Here is a 23,198-nt window from a genome sequence, read left to right on the forward strand (position 1 = left end):
TGTGGACAGCGGTCACGCCCGAGGAGAATTCCATGGCCAAGTTGGTATCGGTGAATGTCGGCCGGCCCAAAAACGTTGCCTGGCGCGGTCGCACGGTCTACACCGGAGCGTGGAAGGATCCCGTCACCGGCAGCCGAATGGTCCGGCGACTCAACATCGATGGCGACGGCCAGGGTGACCTCGACGGGCACGGCGGCGAGAACCGTGCCGTCCTGGTGTACCAGCTCGAGTCGTATCGCCACTGGGCCGACGAGTTCGGCCGAGGTGAACTGGCACCGGGCACGCTGGGCGAGAACTTCACCGTCGAGGGATTGCCCGACGACGAAGTGTGCATCGGAGACCGCTATCAGATCGGGCAGGCGGTCTTCGAAGTCACCCAGCCGCGCGTCACCTGCTATCGCGCGGGGATGCGTATCGGGGTGCCGCAGATGGCGGCGCTCCTGGTCGCACACCGGCGCCCGGGTTTCTATTGCCGGGTCCTCACCGAAGGGGAGGTCGAGGCCGGACAGGACATCATCAAGATCGCCGCGGGGCCCGAACGGGTGACGGTGGCAGACATCGACGCCCTGCTCTATCTGCCCGGCCACGCGCGCGACGCTCTCGACCGCGCCCTGCGTATACCGGCGCTGAGCCCCGGCTGGAAAACCTCGCTCCGCAGTCTGGCGGCACAGCCGGACGAGCCAGCCGCCGGAGGCAACACCGGCCTCACCGCAGCGGCCGGTAGCCCACCCCCGGCGTGGGCGGGGTTCCGCCCGCTCGAAGTCACCGGTGTCCATGACGAGAGTCGGCACGTGCGCTCGCTGACGCTGGCCGACCCGGACGGCATCGGTCTGCCGGGATGGTTGGCCGGCCAGTCGATCACGGTGCGGCTGGCGATCGACAACGGGAGCTCCCTGGTTCGCAGTTATTCGTTGTCCAACCGGGCCGGCTCCAGCGAATTCCGGATCAGCGTGAAGCGTGAGACGCACGGCGCCGCAAGCAGCTACGTCCACACCCGGCTGAAACCCGGCGACCGTGTCGAGGTGGCCGCGCCGCGCGGCGCCTTCTTCCTCGCCGAGGGTGATACGCCGGTGATCCTGCTCTCCGTCGGCGTCGGTGTGACCCCGGTGCTCGCCATGCTGCATGCGCTGGTCAACTCATCGCCAGAGCGCCAGGTCTGGTGGTTGTACGGCGCCCGGGACGGTACCGAGCACCCCTTCAAAGCCGAAATCCAGGCCCTCCTGAACCAGCTGCCGCACAGCCGGTCTCACGTCTTCTACAGCCGAGCGGCCGCCACCGACCAGCGAGGCACCGACTTCACCGAAGACGGCCGCATCTCCGTGGCCCGACTCGGCGAACTCCACCTACCCCACGACGCGGACGCCTATCTCTGCGGGCCGCCTGCGTTCATGGCTGAACTGAGCGCCGGCCTCGTCGCCTACGCGTTGGATCCGGCCCGGGTACACACCGAACTGTTCGGGGTCGCCCCGGCACTCACACCCGGCATCGACGTGACAACGGTCCCGCCCCATCCGCCCGTCGGCCCACCGGGTCCTGGTCCAGAGGTCCACTTCGCCCGCAGCAGTCTCGTCGCGCCCTGGGGTCCACCGAACACCAGCCTGCTCGAATTCGCGGAGTCCTGTGATGTGCCGACCCGGTGGTCGTGTCGCACCGGGGTGTGCCACAACTGCGAGACCCCACTGCTGTCCGGGAGTGTCCGTTATGACCCGGAACCTCTGGACCCACCCGCCGACGGCAATGTCCTGATCTGCTGCGCTCAGCCCGCCGAGGCCGTCGTGCTCGACCTGTGAGCCTGCCCCACGGTCGGTAACCGTCGATTCCGCCTCGCGCCCTCGACCTTTCGCGCCCGTCGGACGCGCTGCGGAACCGTAATTTTTACACCGGAATACTTCTGGTGTCGGCGTCTCACGCGGCGTAGCATCGATGGCACGACGGGTTCGGGAGTGACCACTCCAAAGAGTCGGCAAGAGATGAAAGCCGACCGCGTGGACGGTATGAGACGCGCTCATGTCCTCCCGAACCCGCCCTTGTGTCTGCACAGGCCTCCCTCGCTTCGACGCATCCTCGGCGTCAACGTTGTTGGCGGCATGGCCATTTGATCGGCAATGCAGGCCGCCCTGGAGGCGGTCGAACAACGCCGACCCTCCCCGGGTTTACCGGAAACAGCCGGGGCTATCCTCGGAACAGCTTCACCGACACTCCTGGAGTTTCGAGACGAACGATGGTCCGCAACGACCCGTTGCCCACCCAACGGGACCTCCCCGCCGGCATTCCGGCGGAACTGGAAGCGGCCGGGTTCTCCGAGCCTGAGGAGATCGGCCGCGGCGGATTCGGAGTTGTCTACCGCTGTTGCCAACGCACCCTGGATCGCACGGTCGCGGTCAAGGTCTTGACCGCCGACCTGGAATCGGAGAATCTCGGCCGGTTCATGCGCGAGCAGGTGGCGATGGGCAAGTTGTCCGGCCATCCCAACATCGTGAACGTCTTTCAAGTTGGCACCATCGCCAGCGGGCGCCCCTACATCGTCATGCAGTATCACCCGCACGGTTCGCTGGAGTCGGCGATCCACGACACCGGAGCTCTCGGCTGGCAGGACGCACTTCGCGTCGGGGTGAAGATGGCAGGCGCCCTGGAGACGGCCCATCGGCGGGGCACCCTGCACCGCGACGTCAAGCCCGCGAACATCCTGCTCACCGAATACGGCGAGCCACAACTGACGGATTTCGGGATCGCCCGCATCGTCGGAGCGTTCGAAACCGGCGACGGGGCGGTCATCGGTTCACCCGCCTACACCGCGCCCGAAGTCCTGTTCGGCGAGACGCCGGGAGTCACCTCCGACGTGTACAGCCTGGCGTCGACGATGTTCAGCGCAGGCACAGGCCACGCCGTGTTCGAGCGCCGCAAGGGCGAGCAGATGGTGGCGCAGTTCCTGCGGATCACCCGCGACCCGATGCCGAACCTGCGCGACACCACCTTGCCCGCTGACGTCTGCGAGGTCATCGAGCAGGCGATGTCGCGCGACCTCGGTGACCGCCCGTCCACCGCGGAGGCATTCGGCGAGCAGTGCCGGGAGCTCCAGCGCCGACACGGCCTGCCCGTTGATGACATGGCCATTCCCGTCCCCGCACCCGCGATCCGTTACGACCCGACGTCAGCGTCGGGGACACCGTCGAGCGGGTATCCGCTGCGCACCCCGACGCCGCCGGCGCCCGCCACCCGGTTCCTGCTACCGGTGTCGACCAAGCCACTGGTCGAACGTGCCCGATTGATCGATGCGCTGCGGGCCCCGAAGAACAAGAAACTCACCGTGATCCACGGCCCGACCGGCTTCGGCAAGAGCACCTTGGCGGCGCAGTGGGCCCGCCAGCTCGCCGCCGACGGGGTGACGGTCGCCTGGTTGACCATCGACCACGACGACAACAACGTGACATGGTTCCTGTCGCATCTGATCCAGGCGATCCACACTGTCGCACCGGCGCTCGCGGCCGACCTGGGTGATGTGCTGGAGCAACACGGCGACGAGGCCGGCCGGTATGTGCTGACCACCCTGATCAACGACATCCACCAGAGCGGCAGGCAGATGGCTCTGGTGATCGACGACTGGCAGCACGTCACCGATCCCGCGACCATCGCGGCCCTGCGCTATCTGCTCGACAACATCGCGGTCGGACTGACGGTGCTGGTGACCAGTCGCAACCAGAGTGGTCTGCCGATGAGCCGGATGCGGATGCGAGATGAACTGATCGAGATCGACTCCACCGCACTACGTTTCGACGTCACCGAGTCGGAGAGCTTCCTCGTGGACATCGCTCGGCTGGACCTTGACCGCGCGGACGTGGAAGAACTGACCGCCAAGACCGACGGCTGGGTGGCCGCATTGCAGTTGGCCTCGCTGTCGCTGCGCGACCGCGACGATCCCGTCCGGCTCATCGAGACGATGACGGGCCGGCATCACGCCATCAGCGAATTCCTCGCCGAGAACGTCCTCGACACCCTGGAACCGTCGATGCTCGATTTCCTGCTCGCCACGTCGGTCCCCGAACGGATCTGCGGTGACCTGGCATCGGCGCTGACCGGTGTGGAGGACGGGGTGACACTCCTGGAACAGGTCGAGGAACGCGACCTGTTCCTGCACCGGATCGACGAGATGTGGTTCCGCTATCACAGCCTGTTCCGCGACTTCCTCCGGCACCGCCTCGGCCGGGACAAACCGGAGCGCGTCGACGAGCTACACCGGGTGGCCTCGGAGTGGTACGCCGACCACCGTCTGGTCAGCGAGGCGGTCGACCACGCCCTGGCGGGCGGGGACGACGCCCGCGCAGTACGGCTGGTGGAGAACGACGGGATCTGCCTGGTAGCCAACTCCCAGATGTCCACCCTGATCGGGTTGATCGCCAAACTCCCCGCAGCGTCGGTGCGGTCGAGTCCGCGGATGCAACTCGCGTTGGCGTGGGCGAATATCGTGCTGCATCGAATCCCGGCCGCCGAGAAGGCACTTGCGGCCGGGGAGTCCGCGCTGGCGGCCTCTGACCTGTCCGAGGACGAGGTCGCCGACCTGCGGGCAGATCTCGGCGTGGTGCGTGGAGTGGTGGACCTGCGCTCGGACCGGCTGGCCGGTATCGCCGACCACATCTCGGCGTGCCTGCAGCGTCGAGATCACATGCGCCCCTTCACTGTTGCCTCGGCTGCCAATGTGGCGACGTTCGAGGCCGCCTACCACTACGACCTGGCCGAGGTGCATCGCATCCAGGCGTGGGCGGCCCCGTTCTACGAACGCAGCGGCGACGCGTTCACTGTGGTCAACGGATTGTGTTTCACTGGGCTGGCGCACCACTTGATGCTCGACAACGCCGAGGCGGAGAAGTACTTCCGCCGGGCCCTGCGGATCGCCAAACGTTCCGGCGGTGTGCACTCCTATACCGCCCGGCTGGCCAGCTCGCTGCTGGGTGAATTGCTCTACGAGCGCGGCGATATCGAGGAAGCCGAACGCATGCTCGACGAGGGGTACAAGCTCGGCCCGGAGGGCGGATCCGTCGACTTCAAGATCGCCCGGTACGTGATCAGCGCGCGGATCAAGGCCTTGCAGGGTGACCGGCTCGCCGCGACGCAGCGCCTCGACGAAGCCGCCCGCGTTGCTCGGAGCCTGTCGCTCAATCGCCTGCGGGCGCTCGCCGAGCACGAGCGGATCCGGCTGGGTCTTCCCCCTCATCCGGAGTTCGGCCCCACCGAGACGGCCAGCTACGAGGCGCGCAGAAAACCCTGCGACGCGATGGACGAGATCGCGGTGCAGTTCGAGGAAGCCTCGGCGATCCGCCGTCTGATCGCCGACGGCGACCCGCAGCGCCGATCGCTGGCGTGCCGCTGGGCCCGCGAATGGGTGGACCACCTGGTCCCGCTGAACCGGCCGCAGGCGCTGCTGCGGGCGAACCGGCTGCTGGGTGCCTGCCTGGCCGCCGACGAACGTACTGAGGAGGCCAAGGCCACGATCGCCGCGGTGGCCGCTCAATGCGCCCGACTGCAGATGCTGCGGTATCTGGTCGACGGCGGTCCCCACGTGGTCGCCACCTTGTCCGAATTGCGTGACGACAAGCAGGCCGGCCGGTGGCACCCCGACTGGCCCGAGATCCCCGCCGAGTTCCTCGACCGTGCCCTCAGTGCCGATGTCCCCCAACGTGTGTGATCAGCGGGTCATTTCTTGGTGCCCCTGCCGCGTCGCGGCGGGCGGTTGGCGATGGCCGGGAACTCGCCGGTGAAGCCCTGGCGTTCCCGAGCCACCTCCAGCACCCGCCCGCGGACCGCGTACCAACCGACGATGAGTGCCGGAATGATGACCACCAGCGTGGCGACGGTCCAGGTGCCGATCGGTGGGTCGAGCGCCATCAGCACCACGACGCCGAACAGGAACGCCAACGTGAGGTAGCCGGTGTAGGGCGAGCCCCACAACCGGAATGCCGGCCTCTCCAAGATGCCCCGTTTCGACCAGCGGTAGAGCTGGAGCTGGCAGATGACGATCGTGGCCCAGGACGCGATGATCCCGAGAGCTGCCATGTTCAGCACGATCTCGAATGCCTCACCAGGGAACAGAAGGTTGAGGATCACGCCGAACAACCCGACCGCGGCCGTCAGCAAGATGCCGCCGTACGGCACGCCCCGGCTCGACATCACCGACGTGAACTTCGGTGCGCTGCCGTTCATCGCCATCGACCGCAGGATGCGGCCCGTCGAGTACAGCCCGGCGTTCAGGCTCGAGAACGCGGCGGTCAGCACGACGATGTTCATGACACTGCCCGCGCCGTCCACCCCGATCTTGCCGAAGAACGTGACGAAGGGACTCTCGTCGGCCTGGTATGCGGTGTAGGGCAGAAGAAGCGCCAGCAGGAACAGCGAGCCGACGTAGAAGACGGCGATACGGGCGATCACCGAGTTGATGGCGCGCGGCATGATTTTGTGCGGGTGGGCCGTTTCACCGGCTGCGGTTCCGACGAGTTCTACTGCAGCGTAGGCGAAGACCACACCAGACATGACAATCACCAGCGGGAAGAGGCCCGCGGGGAACAACCCGCCGTTGTCGGCGATCACGCTGAACCCGGTTGGCTGTCCCTGGATCTCATAGCGCCCGGCGAGGAAGATGGTGCCCGCAACCAGGAAAGCCATCAGCGCAACCACTTTGATGAGCGCAGCCCAGAACTCGAACTCCCCGAACAACGTCACCGAGATCATGTTGATGGCCACCACGGCCGCGAGCGCAGCCAGTGCCAGCACCCACTGCGGGACGCTCTCGAGCCCCGACCAGTAGTGGAAGTAGGTCGCGATGGCGGTGCAGTCGACGATGGCCGTCATCGCCCAGTTGAGCCAGTACATCCAGCCGGCAACGAACGCCGCCTTCTCGCCGAGGAATTCACGCGCATACGACACGAATGACCCCGATGACGGCCGGTGCAGCACGAGTTCGCCGAGGGCGCGCAGGATCAGGAAGACGAAGATGCCGCAGAATGCGTAGCTCAAGAACAGGCCCGGCCCGGCGTTGGCCAGGCGGCCACCGGCACCGAGGAACAGTCCCGTGCCGATGGCGCCGCCGATCGCGATCATCTGCAGTTGCCGAGGCTTGAGACCCTTGTGGTAGCCCTCGTCCTCCGCCTTCAGCGCGGAGTTGTCGTAGACAGACTGCTTGGGTGCGGTGGTCATGGAACCAGCCCTCCCTCTGGTCAGTTCTGGGGTGACGCGGGATCGATGGGGGTGCCTCGGACGTCCCACTGCTCGGCAGGTCCTGGTGCATCCCTGACATCACGAAACGTCATGACGAAGCCGACCACGGCGACTACCGCCGCGATCGCGTAGCCGATGATCGAATACCACCCGACGTGCAGGTACGCGGTGACCGCGACGATGAACATCGCCAGAAACACCAGGGCCATCCCGATCAATGGAATTTTCGCGAACAGATCAATGCGCGCCATGAGACTCACCTCGATAAACCCGAATGACGGTGGTATCAGTGAACACCTTTCGGGGTTCTCGCGCGGCGAAACCACAAGTCAGGGGCGCCGCTGACTGGGGCGAAAACGGGTGGATTCCATCCTCTGCGCAAAGGCGTTGTGCGATAGCACCTTTTGGTGGCACTTCGCCCGCACGCCAGGAAGCGGGGTAAGTGGGCAGGTTCGTTGCATTCATCCGCACGAGGCCCCGACAATCCGGATCCCATCCCAAAGGCGGTTCGCTACGAACCAGGGCTATGACGTCTTCGCCCAGGCTGCCCGCGCTGCGAGCCGCACTGACCGGGCTGATCGCGGTGCTCGCCGCGCTCGGTACCGGACATCTGGTGTCCGGCCTGCTGCTGCTTCCTGCCGCGTCACCGTTCCTGGCGGTCGGCAACGCGACCATCGACCGGACACCGGCGCCGGTGAAGGACTTCGCGATCGAGAACTTCGGGACCAACGACAAGCCCGCGCTGCTGGTGGGCATGGCGGTGGTGCTGGCCGTCGCCGGCCTGGTGATCGGACTGATCTCCCGCCGCAGCGCGGTGCCGGGCCTGCTGGCGATCGTCGTCCTAGGCGTGCTGGGTGCGCTGGCCGTGTCCGAGCAGTCGGTCGGTGGCCTGGTACTGCTGGCGCCTGCGGCGTCGCTGGTCGCCGGGTTGTCGGTGTTCTGGTGGCTGCACCGGCGCGCGCAGCCGCGTGAGACGGCTTCGTCGGCAGGGATGGATCGGCGCCGGTTCCTGGTGGGCTCCCTGGCAGCGGCGGTGGGGGCACTGGTGGCCGGGGCAGGCGGCTTCGCGCTCACCAAGCGGGTGGACGTCGCAGCGTCGCGGCGCGCCGTCGGCGAGCTGATTCCGACCACACCGGCCCCGCCGATCCCGGCCTCGGCCGCCTTTCCGGAGCTCGGCACGCCGACGTTCTTGACCCCGAGTGCGGATTTCTACCGCATCGACATCAACCTGGCGGTGCCGCAATTGCGCGCCGAGGATGCCGTGTTGCGCATCACCGGGATGGTGGACACTCCCTTGGAGTTCACTTTCGACGAGCTGCGGTCCATGCCCTTGGTGGAGCAGACGATCACGATGACATGCGTATCGAATGAGGTTGGTGGACCGTACGTTTCGACGTCGAACTTCATCGGGGTGCCGCTGCTGGAGCTGCTGGACCGGGCCGGGATCCAAGATGGCGCCGAACAGGTGGTGGGCCACTCTGTCGACGGGTTCACCCTCGGCACGCCGTTGGACCTCCTGCGCCAGGCGGGTGAGGACGCGCTGGTGGCGATCGGGATGAACCGCGAGGCGTTGCTGCCCGAGCACGGCTTCCCCATCCGCACCGTCGTGCCGGGTCTGTACGGCTACGTCTCGGCCACCAAGTGGCTGACCGAGCTGGAGCTGACCACCTACGACGTGCAGCCGTACTGGGTGGAGCGCGGATGGGACGGCCGGCCGCCGGGCGTGGCGCCCATCAAGATCTCCTCGCGCATCGATGCGCCGGCATCGTTTCAGCGGGTGCCCGGCGGCGAGGTCACCGTCGCGGGGACCGCATGGGCGCAGGGCCGCGGCATCAGCAGGGTCGAGGTGCGCATCGACCAAGGAGATTGGCAGGAAGCCGAATTGGCGACCGAGGTGAATGTGAACACCTGGCGGATGTTCCGGCTCACCACCCCGCTGACTCCCGGTCAGCACATGGTGTCGTGCCGCGCGTTCGATGGCTCCGGGATGATGCAGGCCGAGGAACGGCTGCCGCTGATCAACCCGGGACCCGTGCCCGACGGATCCACCGGCTGGCATTCGATTTTGTTCACGGTGCAGTGAGTTGCTGCAGTCAAGTCAAGCCATCCAGAACTCCTCGCGCAGCGGGCGGCTGCTGTGCAAGGTGATGACAATCTCGGCCCGCGCCACACCTGTTCCCCCTGACCAGGGTTACCAGAGTGTTCGCGCAAACACCTTGTGTGGCAATCGCTTACACCGCCGATCACGATGGCTGCCGGATGCACCGGCGTGAACACCGGGCGGGCGGTGATCCGGTCAGGTTTTCGTCGAACATGAATTTATGGGCGCTGGGAAAGACCGCAAAAACAGTGTGCCTGCCGGTGCCATGGCGATGATCGTGAAATGTCCGAATAACCGCCGCACAAAGGGAAACTCTGGTAAGCGAGTACGAATGGATCAGTACAGTCGCGGCGGGCTTGTATTCGACGTCATCGACGCCGGCCCTGCCGACGGACCAGTAGTGATCTTGTTGCACGGCTTTCCTCAACAGAACACCAGTTGGGACGCCGTGATCTCGAAACTCACCGCTGAGGGCTATCGCTGTCTCGCACCCAACCAGCGGGGTTACTCCCGAGGCGCACGACCGACACGCCGCCGGGATTACCGGGTGTCCGAACTGGTCGAGGACGTCCGCACGCTGATCAACTGGAGCGGAGCGCAGCGCGTACACCTTGTCGGGCATGACTGCGGTGCCCTCGTGACGTGGTTCGCCGCGGCGCAGATGCCCGCTCGCTTGGTCACTGCGTCAACGTTGTCGACGCCGCATCCCATCGGTGGCCTGAAGGCACTGGTGACCAGCCGGCAGGTTATCGCGTCCTGGTATGTGTACGTCTTTCAGCTGCCCCTCATTCCGGAGCGGGTCTTTGTGGGCAGCCGCGGCACTGCCACCGGCCTCTCGAAATTCCTTCGGGCGCATGGGCAGACACCCGAGCGCGCCGAGCGCGATGCTCGGGCGATGGCCGCACCTGGCGCGTTCACAGCCGCCATCAACTGGTACCGGGCCTTGCCACTGAACGGTTTTCTTCGCCTCATGCGCGCCAAGATCACGGTCCCGACAATGCATGTGTTCAGCGACGGCGACACCTTCCTCAGCATGAAAGGTGCGCAAGCCAGTGGCCGCGGCGTTGGCACCGAGTACCACTTCGAGGTGCTGCACGGGGTGTCTCATTGGATGCTGGACGAGGATCCCGGTGCGGTGGCCGACCTGTTGCTCGGATGGTTCGCCGCGCATCCTGATTGAGCCCAACGCGCACTGGCATGCGTTCCGGCTCAGGTCACGCGCCTTTGCCGTGCTGCTGTCACAGTGAGAGGGTATTTGACTGTAAGGCAGCGCTTTTGCGGGTTACCGGAACGCCTCACTTCTCGCGGAGCAACCGAAGGTCGGAGGGTTCGCGGAGCAGGTCTTCGAGAATCTTGTTGCCTTCGGTGTTGTAGGGCTGGCGCATGTGTTCGTCCCACGCGGCGCGCGAACGGAACATCTCGAGCATCATCCAGGTGTCCGAATCCTCCTGAGAAGCAAGGAAATGCATGAACACACACCCCGGCTCTGTCAGCGTGTTCTTGCGCATCGACCGAAGCTGGGCTTCGGCCTCGGCGAGGCGGTCGAGTCGCGGCTTGATTGTGACGACAAGGTACAGCGGCCCGTCGTGCTCGTCGCGGTCATGGTCCGACATGTGGCACCTCGATCGAGCCCTGCAGGGTGTCGATGAACCCGTCCGCGTTCTTGCTGCTCGCGAAGGACGCCACCGCGTCGTAGAGCGCCTGCTGGAAGTTCGTCGACATGACCTCGCCATGGGTCATCGACAGCAAGATCTTGTCGCCGAACAGCGCTTTGGACGCCTGGCGCTGGTAGGGAGGCAACGTTGCCACGTCAACGTCGTCGCGGATCGGCACCGACCCTTTCAGCTTGTTGAACTCCAGTGACGTCTTCGGGTCGGCGATGGTCTCCAAGAACTTCATGGCATTCACTCCGTCCTCGGCGTCCGCAGACACGACGAACGTGTCCACGATCGCAAGGTAGGCACCCGACGTTCCGGGATACGCGACGTAGCCGAAGTCCTTGCCTTCCACGGCCTTGTTCGCGACGAGCTCGCCGTAGACCGAATCGTTCATCGACAGGAAGGCGCACTGGCCGGTGGCCAACTTCTTCGCGGCCTCGTCCCAGGTGAGCCCGGGCGCATCCGGATCGGCCCGGGAGACGATGTCGCCGAACTGGGTCAGTGCCTGCCGCAGTTGGGCTCCGCGCCAGTCGAACGAATCGTCTCCGATCCGCGACCAGCCGTCGGCGCCGACCACACCCAGCAGGGTGTTCTCGAACAGTTCGGTGGAGGTGAACCGGTCCTTCCCGCCGAGGCACAACGCCGTCTTCCCGGCTGCGGCCACCTTCGCGAGATCGGCCTCGAAGGCCTCCACTGTGTAGTCGGGACCCGGCGGCGTCACACCGGCCTCCTTCAGCGCTCGCTGGCTGAACCAGAGCACGTTCCCGCGGTGAGACCCTGTCGGCACCCCCCACGCCTTGACCCTGTAGGTGGCCGCGTCGAGTAACGCCTGAGGCATGGTCCGATCCAGACCCGAGCTTTCGTAGACGCCGGACACGTCGACGATCCGGTCGGCGTTGACCCAGGCGCGCAGCGAACTGCCAAGGAATGTTTGCCACACGTCGGGGGGATCACCGGCCTGCAGGCGCGCGGCGAGCGCTACCTGGACGTTGCTTCCGCCGCCGCCGGAAATGGTGCCGTCGACGGTCTCCACGTCCGGATTCGCGGCCTTGAATGCGTTGAGCAGCACCTCGAAAGCCGGGTGTTCGGAGGGCGACACCCACCACGACACGACTTCGAGTCGGTTGGTCTGGTCGGAGAAATTGCCCTGTTGCCCGCCGCCGCATGCCGCGAGCACAACCGCCACGAGGATGATCCAATAGCGCTTCATGCTGCTAGCTCCTTGACCGTGCTGGGCGCCGCTCTCAGGTCGTAAACGGCGAAACTGGCGACGACGGCGAAGCAGACAGCAGGAACGATGAAGGAGATCGCCGGGCTCGTCGCGTCGAGCAGCAAGCCCTGGACCAAAGGCATGATCGCCCCGCCGACGATGGCCATCACGAGTCCGGCCGCGCCGAATTTCGTTGCCGGCCCGAGCCCTTGGAGAGCCACGCCGTAGATCGTCGGGAACATCAGGGACAGGCAGAAGGACAGCGCGACGACGGCGCCGACCCCGGCCACATTGGGCGAGAACATCGCGAACACACAGAGCACGACAGCCAGCAGGGCGAGGACCGTGAGGACCTTCGTCGCGCGGATCTTCCCGATGAGCCACGTCATGAAGAACCGGGAGATGAGGAACACGATCAGGCTCGCCTGCAGCAGATAGCCGCCCATCTCGAGCGATCCGTTCAGCGCCTGCTGCGAATACTGGATCAGGAACGTCCACGTGCACACCTGCGCCGCGACGTTGAAGAACTGCGCGATGACCCCGTACACGTACCGCTTGTTCGACATCAGGATCTTCAGCGGGGACTGGCCCTCCATGTCAGCGTCGGGGAACTCTTCGACGATGGGCGGAGATTTCTTGATCGCGATCACCAGTCCGATCGCGATGAGGACGAAGCCGAGGCCGAGATACGGACCCATCACGGCGCCCAATTGGCCGGCGCGTACGGCTGCCTCCTGGGCCGGAGTCACGTTGGCCATGTTCACCGGCTCGTCCAGTTTCGGCAGAATGAGGGTGGCGGCCAAGAGCACACCGATGTTCGTGCCGACCGGGTTGAACGCCTGCGCGAAGTTGAGTCGACGGGTCGCGGTTTCCTCCGGGCCGAGCGAAAGCACGTAGGGATTGGCGGACGTCTCGAGAATCGAGCACCCGGCGGCGATCGCGAACAGCGCGACCAAAAATGCTTCGTAGGTCATGATCTTGCTCGCCGGATAGAACGCGATGGCACCCGCGGCGGCGAGAAGGACGCCGGACAGAAGCCCGGCCTTGTAGCCGAACCGCTGATTGATGAGCGCGGCAGGAATCGCCAGCAGGAAGTACGCGCCGAAGTACGCCAGCTGCACGAGCGAGGCCTGGAAGGTGTTCATCTCGAAGATGCGCTTGAAGCCGGCGACCATCGGCGTCGTGAGGTCGGCGGCGATGCCCCATGCGGTGAAGCAACTGATGAGGACGACGAACAACAGCCCCATCCCTGGATAGACCAGTCCCACTTTTGCCGTACCGGCGTTGGGTGCGTCGGCAGGCTGATCGGCATGCTCGGTCGTCGTCATTCGTAGTGCCTCTCGTTGGCTGACAACAGATCAGCCCCGATGTGATCCAAATCACACTACGCGCTTGTGGATGCCGAAAGACCACATTGGACATGTGGTTTAACGTGGCCTTTTGCCCGTTTGCCCTGGTCTGCAGTAGACGGCGCTCGTCCGTCGTCAGCGGTCACCGCCGATCCGGTGCCTCACCGCTCGACAGGCCGACATTTGATTCTGTTCGCCGTGACGGTGCTTCCTCACCGTTGCGGCCACTCTGCCCCCTGGTGTCCTGGAACGGCGAGTGGTAGCGGCCGGCAACGCGCATGGACGCGAGCCAGGTCGTGACGGAACGGCCTGCGGGGCAATCACTTACATCGTCTACGGGGATGGTGAACACGACGGCGGCCGGATGCGCCGGCGTGAACTCCGACGCTGCCGGGTATCCGCCGGCATGGTCATAGCTGTTCGCAGCCTGGTTGCCGCGGTGGCGGCACTGCTGGTCGTCGCCTGCACCGAAGCTCCGCGCTCACACAGTGAACCGGCGGCGGGCGGTGTCACCGACGTCGCCACCGGCCTGGCGGTGCCGTGGGGCATCGCGTTCCTGCCCGACGGCAGCGCGCTGATCGCCGAACGCAACACCGGCGCGGTCATGCACCTGCCGCAGCCCGGTGTCGCCAACGAGGTGGGTCGCGTGTCCGATGTCGTGGCCCGCGGTGAAGGCGGGCTGTTGGGGCTGGCCACGTCGGGGCAGGCGGTGTACGCCTACCTCACCACCGGTGCGGACAACCGGGTGGTCCGGATGGACTTCGACGGATCGGCGTTGGGTGCGCAGACGCCGGTGCTGACCGGCATCCCGGCGGGATCGATCCACGACGGCGGGCGCATCGCGTTCGGGCCGGACGGCAAACTGTACGTGGCCACGGGCGAGCGAGGCACTCCCGCACTGGCGCAGGATCTTTCATCGTTGGGCGGCAAGATCCTGCGGATCAACCCCGACGGCTCTGTCCCGTCGGACAACCCCTACCCGCAGTCACCGGTGTGGTCGTACGGGCATCGCAACGTGCAAGGGCTGGCATGGGATCCCGCCGGACGCCTGTGGGCCACCGAGTACGGGGCACGCACCTGGGACGAGTTGAACCTGATCCAGCCGGGCGGCAATTACGGGTGGCCGACGGTCGAGGGCCGGGCGGGACGCGACGGCTTGATAGACCCGGCGCTGCAGTGGTCCACCGATGAGGCGTCGCCGTCGGGGCTGGCGTACCACAGCGGGTCGCTGTGGGTGGCGGCGCTGCGCGGCCAGCGCTTGATCCAGATCCCGGTGGCAGCCGATGGCGTGCTGGCATCGCCGTCGGCGCGGTTCGTCGGGCAGTTCGGGCGGTTGCGCACGGTGACGTCGGCGCCGGACGGATCGCTGTGGTTCACCACCAGCAACCGCGACGGCCGCGGTGATCCCCGCGACGGAGACGACCGGATCCTTCAGTTCCGTCCCTGAGCGGCTAGGTCAGGATCTCGGCGAGCGCAGCGCCGAGTCGCCGCCCTGACAGCCAGGCCGACTCGACGCGCGGAGCACCCGACGGGCACCACGCATCGCCACAGAGACCGAGTGGACGGCCCGTGCTCGTCAAGCCGAACTCGGCGTCGCCGTGGGTGCCCGCGGGTTTGGCGAACGTCCAGCGGTGCGCGTGCGTCCACAACGGTTCCCCGGCCGTGCCGAACAATCGGCGAAGTGCGGCGAGCACCGGCGCCACTGCGTCGTCCGGACGCTCCAGGTGCGCACGCGCACGTGTCGCGGTGGTGTGCGCGACGAGTACCGGTGCGCCGTCACCGCGCCGCGATCCGTCGTCGGCGACGAAGGAAACGTCCGGGTCGTCGTTGACGAACGCGGCATCGGCCACCGTCCAGTTCCGCTCGGACCAGCCGGCCACGACGGCGACCACCGGTTCGTACTCCACCCACTCACAAGCCTGCGGCGCCAGCCGGGCGGCCTGCGGGTCAGGCATGGCCAGCACCACGGCGTCATGAGTGAGATCGTCCAGGGATTCGACCGCCGACTCGAGGCGGACGTCATCGGGAAGCAGATCGCGCACCAACGACCGCAGCCCGTCCGGCGTCGCGAAGCGCACCGGCCCCGTCGTGACGTCGCGGCCGTCCGGGGAGATCACGTCGAAGGTGTCCGTCCACCGGCGCGCCAGTCCGCGGGCTGCCCACCCGTCGACGACGGCGGCGAAGTCCGGATCCTTGACGGTGAAGTACGCCGCACCCATGTCGACGCGACGTCCGTGCAGGGTCGGCGATGCCATGCGACCGCCCGGAGCGCGGCCACGCTCGAAGACCTCGACTGCAACACCGCGCTCCTGCAACGCCCGTGCGCATGCCACCCCGGACAGACCCGCTCCGATGACCGCGACGCGTGGTGATGCCATGCCCGCGAGGGTAGCCGGGGTGGATCGGGGCGTGGTGGGCACCGCGCGCGAATCGTGCTGGCGGTGGTGCGCAAGGTAGGTGCGGGTCCGGTCTCCGACACGCGGTGGCCAGCGGATCCACAGACGCCGAGATGAAGTTCTGCGTCGCGCGTGCACCCCGAAAACCAAGTGCAGCAGCAGGACTCGTGCGCCGGCGCTACTCGAGAACCGAGTAGATCCGGAACCGCTCTCTCTCATCTTCCGGCAGATACGGCGTCGAACGGGCCACTATCGTCCGCGCCCGAAACCGGTCATCGGCGGCATCCAGGATCTGCACACCGGCAGCCCGGTCGGTGACGCAGAACCCGTCCACCGACAGCGCGAGGGCGTCGAACGCGGCTTCCGTGTCGGCGAAGCGCCCGGGGGCGCCGTTCAGGCGCTCCAGCAGCGCCAACGCCTGGGCTGGGCCAAGCGACAGCAGATCGGCACCGGCCAGCATCACGGGGCTCGTGGCGGGCACCATGATCTCGGTCAGGCGATCTGTCATGTACGTCAGAATCAAGCCTGAACCCTTGCGCGTTTCCGTGACGCTCTGCGAGGAAGGCCCGTGCTCGGCGTAAGCGGCGATGAGATCCTGCTTCTCCTGGTCGCTCAATCCATCGCCGAACAGTTGCAGAGTCTCGTGTAGGAGATCGTCAGTAACCCCGTCACCCATTCGCGACTCCAGCGGGCCGTAGACCTCAGCGAGTGCGTCCACCTGCGACGGCGACATTCCGAACTCCAGCCCGCCCAGCCCCTTGCCGGGGACTAGTGTCCAGTCAGCAGCGGTCACAGAACCCGTCTCCCGTCCTCAGCCATCAGATGCTCAGCGTCGCATCCACCTGAGACAGTTCTTGAGACGGCGACTATCCGTCAAGTCCGCCGGCCTGGTGCCCCCAGTCGGACTCGAACCGACACTTGGCGGATTTTAAGTCCGCTGCCTCTGCCAATTGGGCTATGGGGGCGTTGCGGCTCAGAGCATACTTCAGCCCGTGTCAGCCTCCTGGCGCCCTAAATCCCTGTTAGGCAGTTCTTTGTCGGCGTGTCCTTCCGGCGGGTTCTTCGGTGGAGGGTGATGTCGACCAAGGCGGCACCGTTGGCGAGGACTGAGTTTCGTTTAATGACAGCACTTTGAAAGATCACCCCACGCGGGAAGTCAGTACACCGCGGCGTGCAGTGAGAGGAGACCAACCTGCCCGCACGGTGTTCCGTGCGGGCAGGCGGCGGTCGGTGGAATGCGGCGGCTATGCGGTGAGAGCGGACCCGGCCTTCTTCTGCAGAATTTCCAGTGCCTGCAGCAGGTAGGTGCGGAAGACGGCGTGGTTCTCGCTCATCGGGAAGTGTCCGATCTCCGTCATTTCGATGAACTCGCCGCCCTTGATCTGCCCCGCGGTCCGCGCGCTGTCCTCGGGAGTGGTGAGGTAGTCGTAGTCGCCGGTGAGCATGACGACCGGGCATCGGTCTCCGTCGATCTCGCCCAGATGGTCGCGCAGGTCATGGTCGACAGAGTAGAAGTACAGGTCGCCCTTGAACGCCTCCGAGCCTTGGCTGTAATAGAACCAGGTCTTCCAGCGATCGGCCTCGGGCGACTGCGGGGCCATCAGATCCCACACGCCACTGGCACACACCTGGGCTGCGTTGGCGTGCGGGTGCTGCCACCAATCGAGGTAGAAGCCTGGCGAGTAGTCGGCACCTTCGACCGGTATGACGCCGGCGAAGCGCTCGGGATGGCGCAGTGCCAGTTGCAGGGCGATGTTGCCGCCGAAGGAGGAGCCCATGAAGATCGGGTTCTCCAGCTCCAGCGCATCGACGAGCGCCACGATGAAGTTCACGAAGTGATCGGCCGAGAGCTGGTACTCCTCGGTCCACCACTGGGTGTTCTCCGGTGGGTCGGACTTGCCGTGCCGGGGCAGGTCGTAGGCGATCACGCGGTAGTCCTTGGTGATCTCGTCGTCTTCGAGAAGGCCGCGCCACTGGTGGTTGTGACACCCCGCGGTGTGCTGGCAGACCAGCGGTTGCCCCTTGCCGTTCTCGAGGTAGAAGACTTTGTACAGAAGCCCATCGACGTCGACGTCGACGTAGTGCCCGGTGACGGGGGAAATCTTGCTCATCGTTGTGTCCTTTGCTGTTTGGTGGGTGTCGCGGAAGTTGTTGGAGGGTGGTGAATTAGACGGGAACCCCGACGGCACGCAGCAGTTCGAATTGGCGGGTGAAACACCGCAGGTTCTGCATCAGCACCAAGATGTCGCCTTCGAGTTTCAGGTCGCGCTGAAAGCTCGCCGACCAAATGCCGTGATACATCGGCGCCGGTACCGGTACGCCGAAGTTCTGCCAGGTGTCCACGCTCGCGCGGAGCGCGAACTGATAGGCCACGTCGAGGGGGCCGGGATCGATGGCGACGTTGACGACCTGGCCGCGGCTGACCTCGACGACGAAGGTCCGCTCGGTCATGTCAAGTAAGTACGAACAAGTGAAGTACTTTCCGTGCGCCTGAATTTCGGGGTCGCTGTTGCTCGCGTGGGCGAACGCGTCGGCCCACTCGGCGGCAGTCGTTGCCGAGGTTGTGACAGTCATGATGGTTCCTTCGCGGAAGGTGAAAACCGAGACAGGATTTCTGCTCGTCATGCGGGCAAGACCGACGTGGAACGAATCGTTCCGAACGAATCGCCGTGCATGGTCCCCATCACACTCGCAATCGGTAGTGGCGTCCAATACCTATCGCCAACTGATCGATAGGCAAGAACTAATGGTGGTAACCGATGTGCTGAACTACCGTTGAGCTGTGCTCCCCTCACTGGACCTGCGACTTCTGACGTATTTCGTCGCGGTCGCCGAGGAACTGCACTTCGGTCATGCCGCCGCCCGCCTGCACATCGCGCAGCCGTCTCTGAGCACCCAGATCCGAAAGCTGGAGCACTCCCTCAACGCGCCGCTATTCGTCCGCACGAGCCGCCATGTCGAGCTCACAGCAGTCGGGCAGCTGTTGCTCGACGGCAGCAAGCGGCTACTCGGTGACGCCGAACGGTTGGCCTGGCAGGTACAAGATGCGGGGCGCCTCGGATCTCGCCGCCCCCTGGTGGTGGGCTTTCAAGCCAACGCCGCAGCCGAGCTCACCCCCAGGATCCTCAACGCGTTTCACGACCTCCATCTCGACATCGAGGTCGACATGCGCTCCCACGACTTCTCCGATCCCTATGTGGGATTGGCTGACGGTTCAGTGGACGTCGCATTTCTACGTCCGCCCGTGCTCGTGCAGGATTGGCTGGGCATCGAGACGTTGTTCGTAGAGCCACGCGTCCTCGTCGTTTCGGCGACGTCACCGTTGGCCGACCTCACCGAGATCAGTGTCGAGCAGGTATTGGACCAGCCTTTCGTGGCGCGCAAGTCGCCCGACGCGTGGCGCACTTTTTGGCTCGCCGCGGACAGTCGCCGGGGAACGCCCGTTCAGCTCGGCGCCGAAGCTTCCACTGTCGATGAATGTTTCGAGGCCATTCTCGCCGAGCGCGGGATGGCCTTCTCCCAGGCCTCCACCCAACGTTTTTATGACCGACCAGGGTTGGCTTTCATCCCCGTCACCGACATCCCTCCGACGACGCTGACGATCGCCTGGCGCACGGACGTGGACTCCCCCGTCGTGGGGGATTTCGTGGAAACGGCGAAAGCCGTCGCATCACTGAGCCCTATTCCCGGCGCTTGGATTCCCAACCGGCTCCCAGAAGCCCAAGTGCCGCCGACCAAAACCGGCGCCTGGCAAGCCGTTTCACATTTGCGTCGAGTGCAGTAGCTGGGCCGTGCTCGTCGAACCACCCCGCCACGCCGCCGTGGGGGGCAATCGGGTCGAGGGGCGCGCTCGTCGACACGGTGCCGATATCCCCCGGCGCTCAGACGGCTGGCGATGAATCGATCGGCCGTCTCGTCTGCGAGCTGCCGCCCAGGCGCTATCTCACAGCCCAGCGTCACCGGGCATGACCAGCGCGCCTTCTGCCCCGCGGAACATCCCGGGCGGAGGCGAGGTTGCAGCCACCAACTGCCGCCGACGACGAGGAGCGATATGCCCATCAGCCTGGTGAACCCCGACGGACTGCCCGAAGTCGACCTGTATCGGCAGGTGTCGATCGCCAGCGGATCACAGTTGGTATTCATCGCCGGTCAGGTGGCCCGTACCGCTGACGGCGGCAAGGTCGGCGAAGGCGACCTGGCCGCCCAAGTCGAGCAGTGCTACCTCAATGTCGGCACCGCGCTGGCGGCTGCGGGTGCCACCTTCGCCGACGTCGTGAAGTTGACGGTGTACTTCGTCGACTGGACGCCGGACAAGATGGGCGCCTACCTCGAAGGCGCGGCGCGCGCCTTCGAGCAGATGGGTATCGACGCGCCCGTCCCGCCGCTTACCGGCATCGGTGTGGCGGCGCTCGCGGAACCGGACCTGCTGGTCGAGATCGAAGCCACCGCCGTCCTCGACTGAGAGTCGTACGAAAGTCGCACAGACGCGGGCATTTCGGCCCATGGTTCTCCCGGCGTGACGGAAGTGGCTCAGGGCGCCTCGAACACCGACGCGTCGACGGGCTCACCGGTGACCATGGTGACCGCCTCGAAGATGAACTCGTCCTCGGTCATGCCGTTCTCGGCGGCCACCTGTGACAGCGTGTCGTTGATCAGCGGGAAGCCGGCGGCCAGATCGAACTTCCAGTCACCGGCGCGGACGAACTCCCAGTCCACCCCGCTGGGCACCGCATCCACCAGCATCTCGGCATACCCACGGTCGCCGTCGACGCGCACCTCACCGAGGCTGTTGGTCTCCACTGACGACGCATCGATCATGCCGTTGTCGACGCTGTAGACCAGCAGGCCCGCCCCGTCCAAGGCGGCCAGTTCCTCCGGCGGCATGGACACCCGCAACCGGGCGATCATGAGCCGGTCCATCACCCCTGCGGACGCGATCTCGGCGGGACCGGCGCTCTGCGCCAACCGCACCACCTGGTCGTAATGCGAGATGGTGGACGGGCTGACGATCTCGGGCACGGCCGCGCCGTTGCCGGCGAGCACCTCGGCGCGGTAGCGCTCGAAGACTGCCTTGATTGCCGCGATGTCGGCTGCCGGGTCGGCCGCCGTCGTGCTGGTTTCCGCGACCGGCGACGGCGACCCCTGCACCTGACGTTCGCCGCCACAGCCGGACAGCAGCGCCGCTGTCATCAACACGCCAGCCACCAGGTGCAGTCGCACCACAACCACCTCCGCATTTTGAATTCTTTTTGTCGACCCTAGTGCGTCAGGGCACCGTAAAGGTGCATCAGTGCAGGCCATCACACTCGCCGCAAGGACTCCGTAAAGAGCCGCAGTGCCGCTGTCAAGAAAGCGTCAAGGCCCGTAAAGACGACGTTCACTAGGCGTTGACTCCACAGCGAGCCCACCGGATGTGGGCCACGAAACGGAGTCGGAAGAGATGTCTGTAGTCGCCTATGTCGTGCTGACCGTCGCGATCTTCGCGGTCCTCGGCGGGGCAGTGAGGTTGCTCGAGCGATGAGCCTTGCCAACAGCGTCGGCCTGATACTGGCCGTCCTCATAGCCCTGTTCCTGATCGCCACCCTGCTGTTCCCGGAGAGGTTCTAGTGAGCACCACAACAGCCGGCGTGCTGTTCCTCCTGGCCCTCATCGTCGCGCTGGCCGCCGTGCACGTGCCGTTGGGCGACTACATGTACCGCGTCTACACCAGCGCCAAGGACTCCAGGATCGAGCGCGCCATCTACCGCACCATCGGCGCCGACCCCAAGGCCGAACAGAGCTGGGGCGCCTACGCCCGCAGTGCGCTGGCGTTCTCGGCGGTGTCCATCCTGTTCCTGTTCTTCTTCCAGCTGCTGCAAGGCAGGCTGCCGCTGCACCTCAACGATCCCGGCACCGAGATGACCCCGGCGCTGGCCTGGAACACCGCGGTCAGCTTCGTCACCAACACCAACTGGCAGGCGTACTCGGGCGAGTCCACCCAAGGTCACCTGGTACAGATGGCCGGCCTGACGGTGCAGAACTTCGTCTCCGCGGCGGTGGGCATGGCTGTCGCGATCGCCCTGGTCCGCGGGTTCGCCCGCACCAGAAGCGGTGAGCTGGGCAACTTCTGGGTGGACCTGGTGCGGGGCACTCTGCGCATCCTGTTGCCCATCTCGTTCATCGCCGCGATCATCCTGATCGCCGGAGGTGCGATCCAGAACTTCGCCCTGCACACCCAGGTGATCGACACCCTGGCCGGCGCGCAGCAGACCATCCCCGGCGGGCCGGTGGCCAGCCAGGAAGCCATCAAGGAACTCGGCACCAACGGCGGCGGCTTCTTCAACGCCAACTCGGCGCACCCGTTCGAAAACCCCACGGCCTGGACGAATTTCGTCGAGATCTTCCTGCTGTCGGTGATCGCGTTCTCGCTGCCGCGCACCTTCGGCAAGATGGTCGGCAACACCAAGCAGGGTCTGGCGATCGTCGCCGTCATGGCCACCATCGCCACCCTGAGCGTCAGCCTGACGATGTTCTTCCAGCTGCAGGCGCACGGCACCATCCCCACCGCCGTCGGCGCCGCCACCGAAGGGGTGGAACAACGCTTCGGCGTGGCGAACTCGGCGGTGTTCGCCGCCAGCACGACGTTGACGTCCACCGGTGCGGTGAACTCGTTCCACGATTCCTACACCAGCCTGGGCGGCATGATGACGATGTTCAACATGCAACTCGGTGAGATCGCACCCGGCGGTGTGGGATCCGGGCTCTACGGCATGCTGATCCTGGCGATCATCACCGTCTTCGTCGCAGGCCTCATGGTGGGACGCACCCCGGAGTACCTCGGCAAGAAGATCACCCCCCGCGAGATCAAGCTGGCCGCAAGCTATTTCCTGATCACCCCGCTGCTGGTGCTCACCGGCACCTCGATTGCGATGGCCCTGCCCGAGCAACGCGACAGCATGCTCAACACCGGACCGCACGGCCTGTCCGAGGTGCTCTACGCCTTCACCTCCGCATCCAACAACAACGGATCGGCGTTCGCCGGTATCAGCGTCAACACCCCGTGGTACAACACCGCGCTCGGACTGGCCATGCTGCTGGGCCGCTTCCTGCCCCTGATCCTGGTGCTGGCGCTGGCGGGATCGCTTGCCCGACAGGGCAAAACACCTGCCAGCGTCGGAACCCTACCGACACACCGTCCGCAGTTCGTCGGGATGGTGTCCGGGGTGACGCTGATCCTGGTCGCCCTGACCTTCCTGCCCATGCTCGCGCTGGGCCCCCTCGCTGAAGGAATCCACTGAC

At 65.8% G+C, this 23,198-nt stretch carries 18 protein-coding genes, 1 tRNA gene and 1 pseudogene; 9 read left to right on the plus strand and 11 right to left on the minus strand.

Annotated features, from left to right (window positions below):
- Positions 1 to 32 precede the first annotated feature (32 nt).
- Positions 33 to 1,790: an MOSC domain-containing protein gene (locus tag NL241_RS28145; protein WP_494395653.1), complete on the plus strand. Its 1,758-nt coding sequence runs from the start codon at positions 33 to 35 to the stop codon at positions 1,788 to 1,790.
- A gap of 431 nt (positions 1,791 to 2,221) precedes the next feature.
- A complete protein-coding gene (locus NL241_RS28150) occupies positions 2,222 to 5,680 on the plus strand; it encodes a protein kinase domain-containing protein (protein ID WP_494395654.1) in 3,459 nt (1,152 codons plus the stop codon).
- Between the two features lie 8 nt (positions 5,681 to 5,688).
- Here NL241_RS28150 and NL241_RS28155 read toward each other — a convergent pair whose 3' ends face one another.
- The gene (locus NL241_RS28155) at positions 5,689 to 7,185 is read right to left on the minus strand and encodes an amino acid permease (RefSeq protein ID WP_487692778.1); all 1,497 of its coding nucleotides are present in this window, start codon (positions 7,183 to 7,185) and stop codon (positions 5,689 to 5,691) included.
- A 95-nt stretch (positions 7,186 to 7,280) separates the two neighbouring features.
- Positions 7,281 to 7,457 (minus strand): annotated as a pseudogene (locus NL241_RS28160) (hypothetical protein); the annotation flags it as partial.
- Between the two features lie 275 nt (positions 7,458 to 7,732).
- On the opposite strand from NL241_RS28160, the gene NL241_RS28165 reads away from it, so the two are divergent.
- Both NL241_RS28165 and NL241_RS28170 read left to right on the plus strand, forming a co-directional pair.
- Entirely contained in the window at positions 7,733 to 9,289 is a 1,557-nt protein-coding gene (locus NL241_RS28165) for a molybdopterin-dependent oxidoreductase (protein WP_494395655.1), read from the plus strand.
- Between the two features lie 349 nt (positions 9,290 to 9,638).
- Positions 9,639 to 10,487: an alpha/beta fold hydrolase gene (locus tag NL241_RS28170; protein ID WP_494398406.1), complete on the plus strand. Its 849-nt coding sequence runs from the start codon at positions 9,639 to 9,641 to the stop codon at positions 10,485 to 10,487.
- A 115-nt stretch (positions 10,488 to 10,602) separates the two neighbouring features.
- Here the strand turns inward: NL241_RS28170 and NL241_RS28175 are convergent, their stop codons facing one another.
- Genes NL241_RS28175 through fucP form a run of 3 tightly spaced genes read right to left on the minus strand, consistent with a single transcriptional unit; the run spans position 10,603 to position 13,503 of the window.
- On the minus strand, positions 10,603 to 10,920 hold the full coding sequence (locus NL241_RS28175) for a putative quinol monooxygenase (protein WP_487692776.1): 318 nt from the start codon (positions 10,918 to 10,920) through the stop codon (positions 10,603 to 10,605).
- The gene (locus NL241_RS28180; protein WP_494395656.1) at positions 10,907 to 12,175 is read right to left on the minus strand and encodes an ABC transporter substrate-binding protein; all 1,269 of its coding nucleotides are present in this window, start codon (positions 12,173 to 12,175) and stop codon (positions 10,907 to 10,909) included. The genes NL241_RS28175 and NL241_RS28180 overlap by 14 nt, the downstream gene beginning before the upstream one ends.
- Positions 12,172 to 13,503 (minus strand): L-fucose:H+ symporter permease, encoded by a 1,332-nt coding sequence (fucP, locus tag NL241_RS28185; RefSeq protein ID WP_494395657.1) that lies wholly within the window; start codon positions 13,501 to 13,503, stop codon positions 12,172 to 12,174. The genes NL241_RS28180 and fucP overlap by 4 nt, the downstream gene beginning before the upstream one ends.
- A 427-nt stretch (positions 13,504 to 13,930) precedes the next feature.
- Here fucP and NL241_RS28190 point away from each other — a divergent pair, with 427 nt between their 5' ends.
- Positions 13,931 to 14,971: a PQQ-dependent sugar dehydrogenase gene (locus NL241_RS28190; protein ID WP_494395658.1), complete on the plus strand. Its 1,041-nt coding sequence runs from the start codon at positions 13,931 to 13,933 to the stop codon at positions 14,969 to 14,971.
- 4 nt (positions 14,972 to 14,975) lie between these two features.
- Here the strand turns inward: NL241_RS28190 and NL241_RS28195 are convergent, their stop codons facing one another.
- From NL241_RS28195 to NL241_RS28215, 5 genes are all read right to left on the minus strand, one after another.
- A complete protein-coding gene (locus tag NL241_RS28195; protein ID WP_494395659.1) occupies positions 14,976 to 15,902 on the minus strand; it encodes an NAD(P)/FAD-dependent oxidoreductase in 927 nt (308 codons plus the stop codon).
- A gap of 196 nt (positions 15,903 to 16,098) precedes the next feature.
- Positions 16,099 to 16,713 carry a hypothetical protein gene (locus NL241_RS28200; RefSeq protein ID WP_494395660.1) on the minus strand — a complete coding sequence of 205 codons (615 nt, stop codon included), beginning with the start codon at positions 16,711 to 16,713 and terminating at the stop codon, positions 16,099 to 16,101.
- A gap of 95 nt (positions 16,714 to 16,808) precedes the next feature.
- Positions 16,809 to 16,885, minus strand: a tRNA-Leu gene (locus tag NL241_RS28205).
- Positions 16,886 to 17,164: 279 nt separating this feature from the next.
- Complete coding sequence (locus NL241_RS28210; RefSeq protein ID WP_494395661.1) at positions 17,165 to 18,031, minus strand: alpha/beta fold hydrolase; 867 nt, start codon at positions 18,029 to 18,031, stop codon at positions 17,165 to 17,167.
- A 55-nt stretch (positions 18,032 to 18,086) separates the two neighbouring features.
- A complete protein-coding gene (locus NL241_RS28215) occupies positions 18,087 to 18,494 on the minus strand; it encodes a hypothetical protein (RefSeq protein WP_487692756.1) in 408 nt (135 codons plus the stop codon).
- Between the two features lie 208 nt (positions 18,495 to 18,702).
- Here NL241_RS28215 and NL241_RS28220 point away from each other — a divergent pair, with 208 nt between their 5' ends.
- Together NL241_RS28220 and NL241_RS28225 are read left to right on the plus strand one after the other, a co-directional pair.
- Complete coding sequence (locus NL241_RS28220) at positions 18,703 to 19,704, plus strand: LysR family transcriptional regulator (protein ID WP_494395662.1); 1,002 nt, start codon at positions 18,703 to 18,705, stop codon at positions 19,702 to 19,704.
- 267 nt (positions 19,705 to 19,971) lie between these two features.
- Entirely contained in the window at positions 19,972 to 20,382 is a 411-nt protein-coding gene (locus tag NL241_RS28225; protein WP_494395663.1) for a RidA family protein, read from the plus strand.
- Between the two features lie 68 nt (positions 20,383 to 20,450).
- Here the strand turns inward: NL241_RS28225 and NL241_RS28230 are convergent, their stop codons facing one another.
- Complete coding sequence (locus NL241_RS28230; RefSeq protein ID WP_494395664.1) at positions 20,451 to 21,149, minus strand: hypothetical protein; 699 nt, start codon at positions 21,147 to 21,149, stop codon at positions 20,451 to 20,453.
- A gap of 288 nt (positions 21,150 to 21,437) precedes the next feature.
- Here NL241_RS28230 and NL241_RS28235 point away from each other — a divergent pair, with 288 nt between their 5' ends.
- Both NL241_RS28235 and kdpA read left to right on the plus strand, forming a co-directional pair.
- Positions 21,438 to 21,527, plus strand: coding sequence for a potassium-transporting ATPase subunit F (locus NL241_RS28235; protein WP_487692752.1), 90 nt, complete (start codon positions 21,438 to 21,440; stop codon positions 21,525 to 21,527).
- Positions 21,527 to 23,197 (plus strand): potassium-transporting ATPase subunit KdpA, encoded by a 1,671-nt coding sequence (gene kdpA, locus NL241_RS28240; RefSeq protein WP_494395665.1) that lies wholly within the window; start codon positions 21,527 to 21,529, stop codon positions 23,195 to 23,197. The genes NL241_RS28235 and kdpA overlap by 1 nt, the downstream gene beginning before the upstream one ends.
- Position 23,198 lies beyond the last annotated feature (1 nt).

This window comes from Mycolicibacterium sp. SMGY-1XX, from assembly GCF_059132455.1.

Bases quoted from the DNA above. Each gene is read 5' to 3' on its own strand.
- NL241_RS28145 (WP_494395653.1), top strand. From the start codon at position 33: ATGGCCAAGTTGGTATCGGTGAATGTCGGCCGGCCCAAAAACGTTGCC.
- NL241_RS28150 (WP_494395654.1), top strand. From the start codon at position 2,222: ATGGTCCGCAACGACCCGTTGCCCACCCAACGGGACCTCCCCGCCGGC.
- NL241_RS28155 (WP_487692778.1), bottom strand. From the start codon at position 7,185: ATGACCACCGCACCCAAGCAGTCTGTCTACGACAACTCCGCGCTGAAG.
- NL241_RS28165 (WP_494395655.1), top strand. From the start codon at position 7,733: ATGACGTCTTCGCCCAGGCTGCCCGCGCTGCGAGCCGCACTGACCGGG.
- NL241_RS28170 (WP_494398406.1), top strand. From the start codon at position 9,639: ATGGATCAGTACAGTCGCGGCGGGCTTGTATTCGACGTCATCGACGCC.
- NL241_RS28175 (WP_487692776.1), bottom strand. From the start codon at position 10,920: ATGTCGGACCATGACCGCGACGAGCACGACGGGCCGCTGTACCTTGTC.
- NL241_RS28180 (WP_494395656.1), bottom strand. From the start codon at position 12,175: ATGAAGCGCTATTGGATCATCCTCGTGGCGGTTGTGCTCGCGGCATGC.
- fucP (WP_494395657.1), bottom strand. From the start codon at position 13,503: ATGACGACGACCGAGCATGCCGATCAGCCTGCCGACGCACCCAACGCC.
- NL241_RS28190 (WP_494395658.1), top strand. From the start codon at position 13,931: ATGGTCATAGCTGTTCGCAGCCTGGTTGCCGCGGTGGCGGCACTGCTG.
- NL241_RS28195 (WP_494395659.1), bottom strand. From the start codon at position 15,902: ATGGCATCACCACGCGTCGCGGTCATCGGAGCGGGTCTGTCCGGGGTG.
- NL241_RS28210 (WP_494395661.1), bottom strand. From the start codon at position 18,031: ATGAGCAAGATTTCCCCCGTCACCGGGCACTACGTCGACGTCGACGTC.
- NL241_RS28215 (WP_487692756.1), bottom strand. From the start codon at position 18,494: ATGACTGTCACAACCTCGGCAACGACTGCCGCCGAGTGGGCCGACGCG.
- NL241_RS28225 (WP_494395663.1), top strand. From the start codon at position 19,972: ATGCCCATCAGCCTGGTGAACCCCGACGGACTGCCCGAAGTCGACCTG.
- NL241_RS28235 (WP_487692752.1), top strand. From the start codon at position 21,438: ATGAGCCTTGCCAACAGCGTCGGCCTGATACTGGCCGTCCTCATAGCC.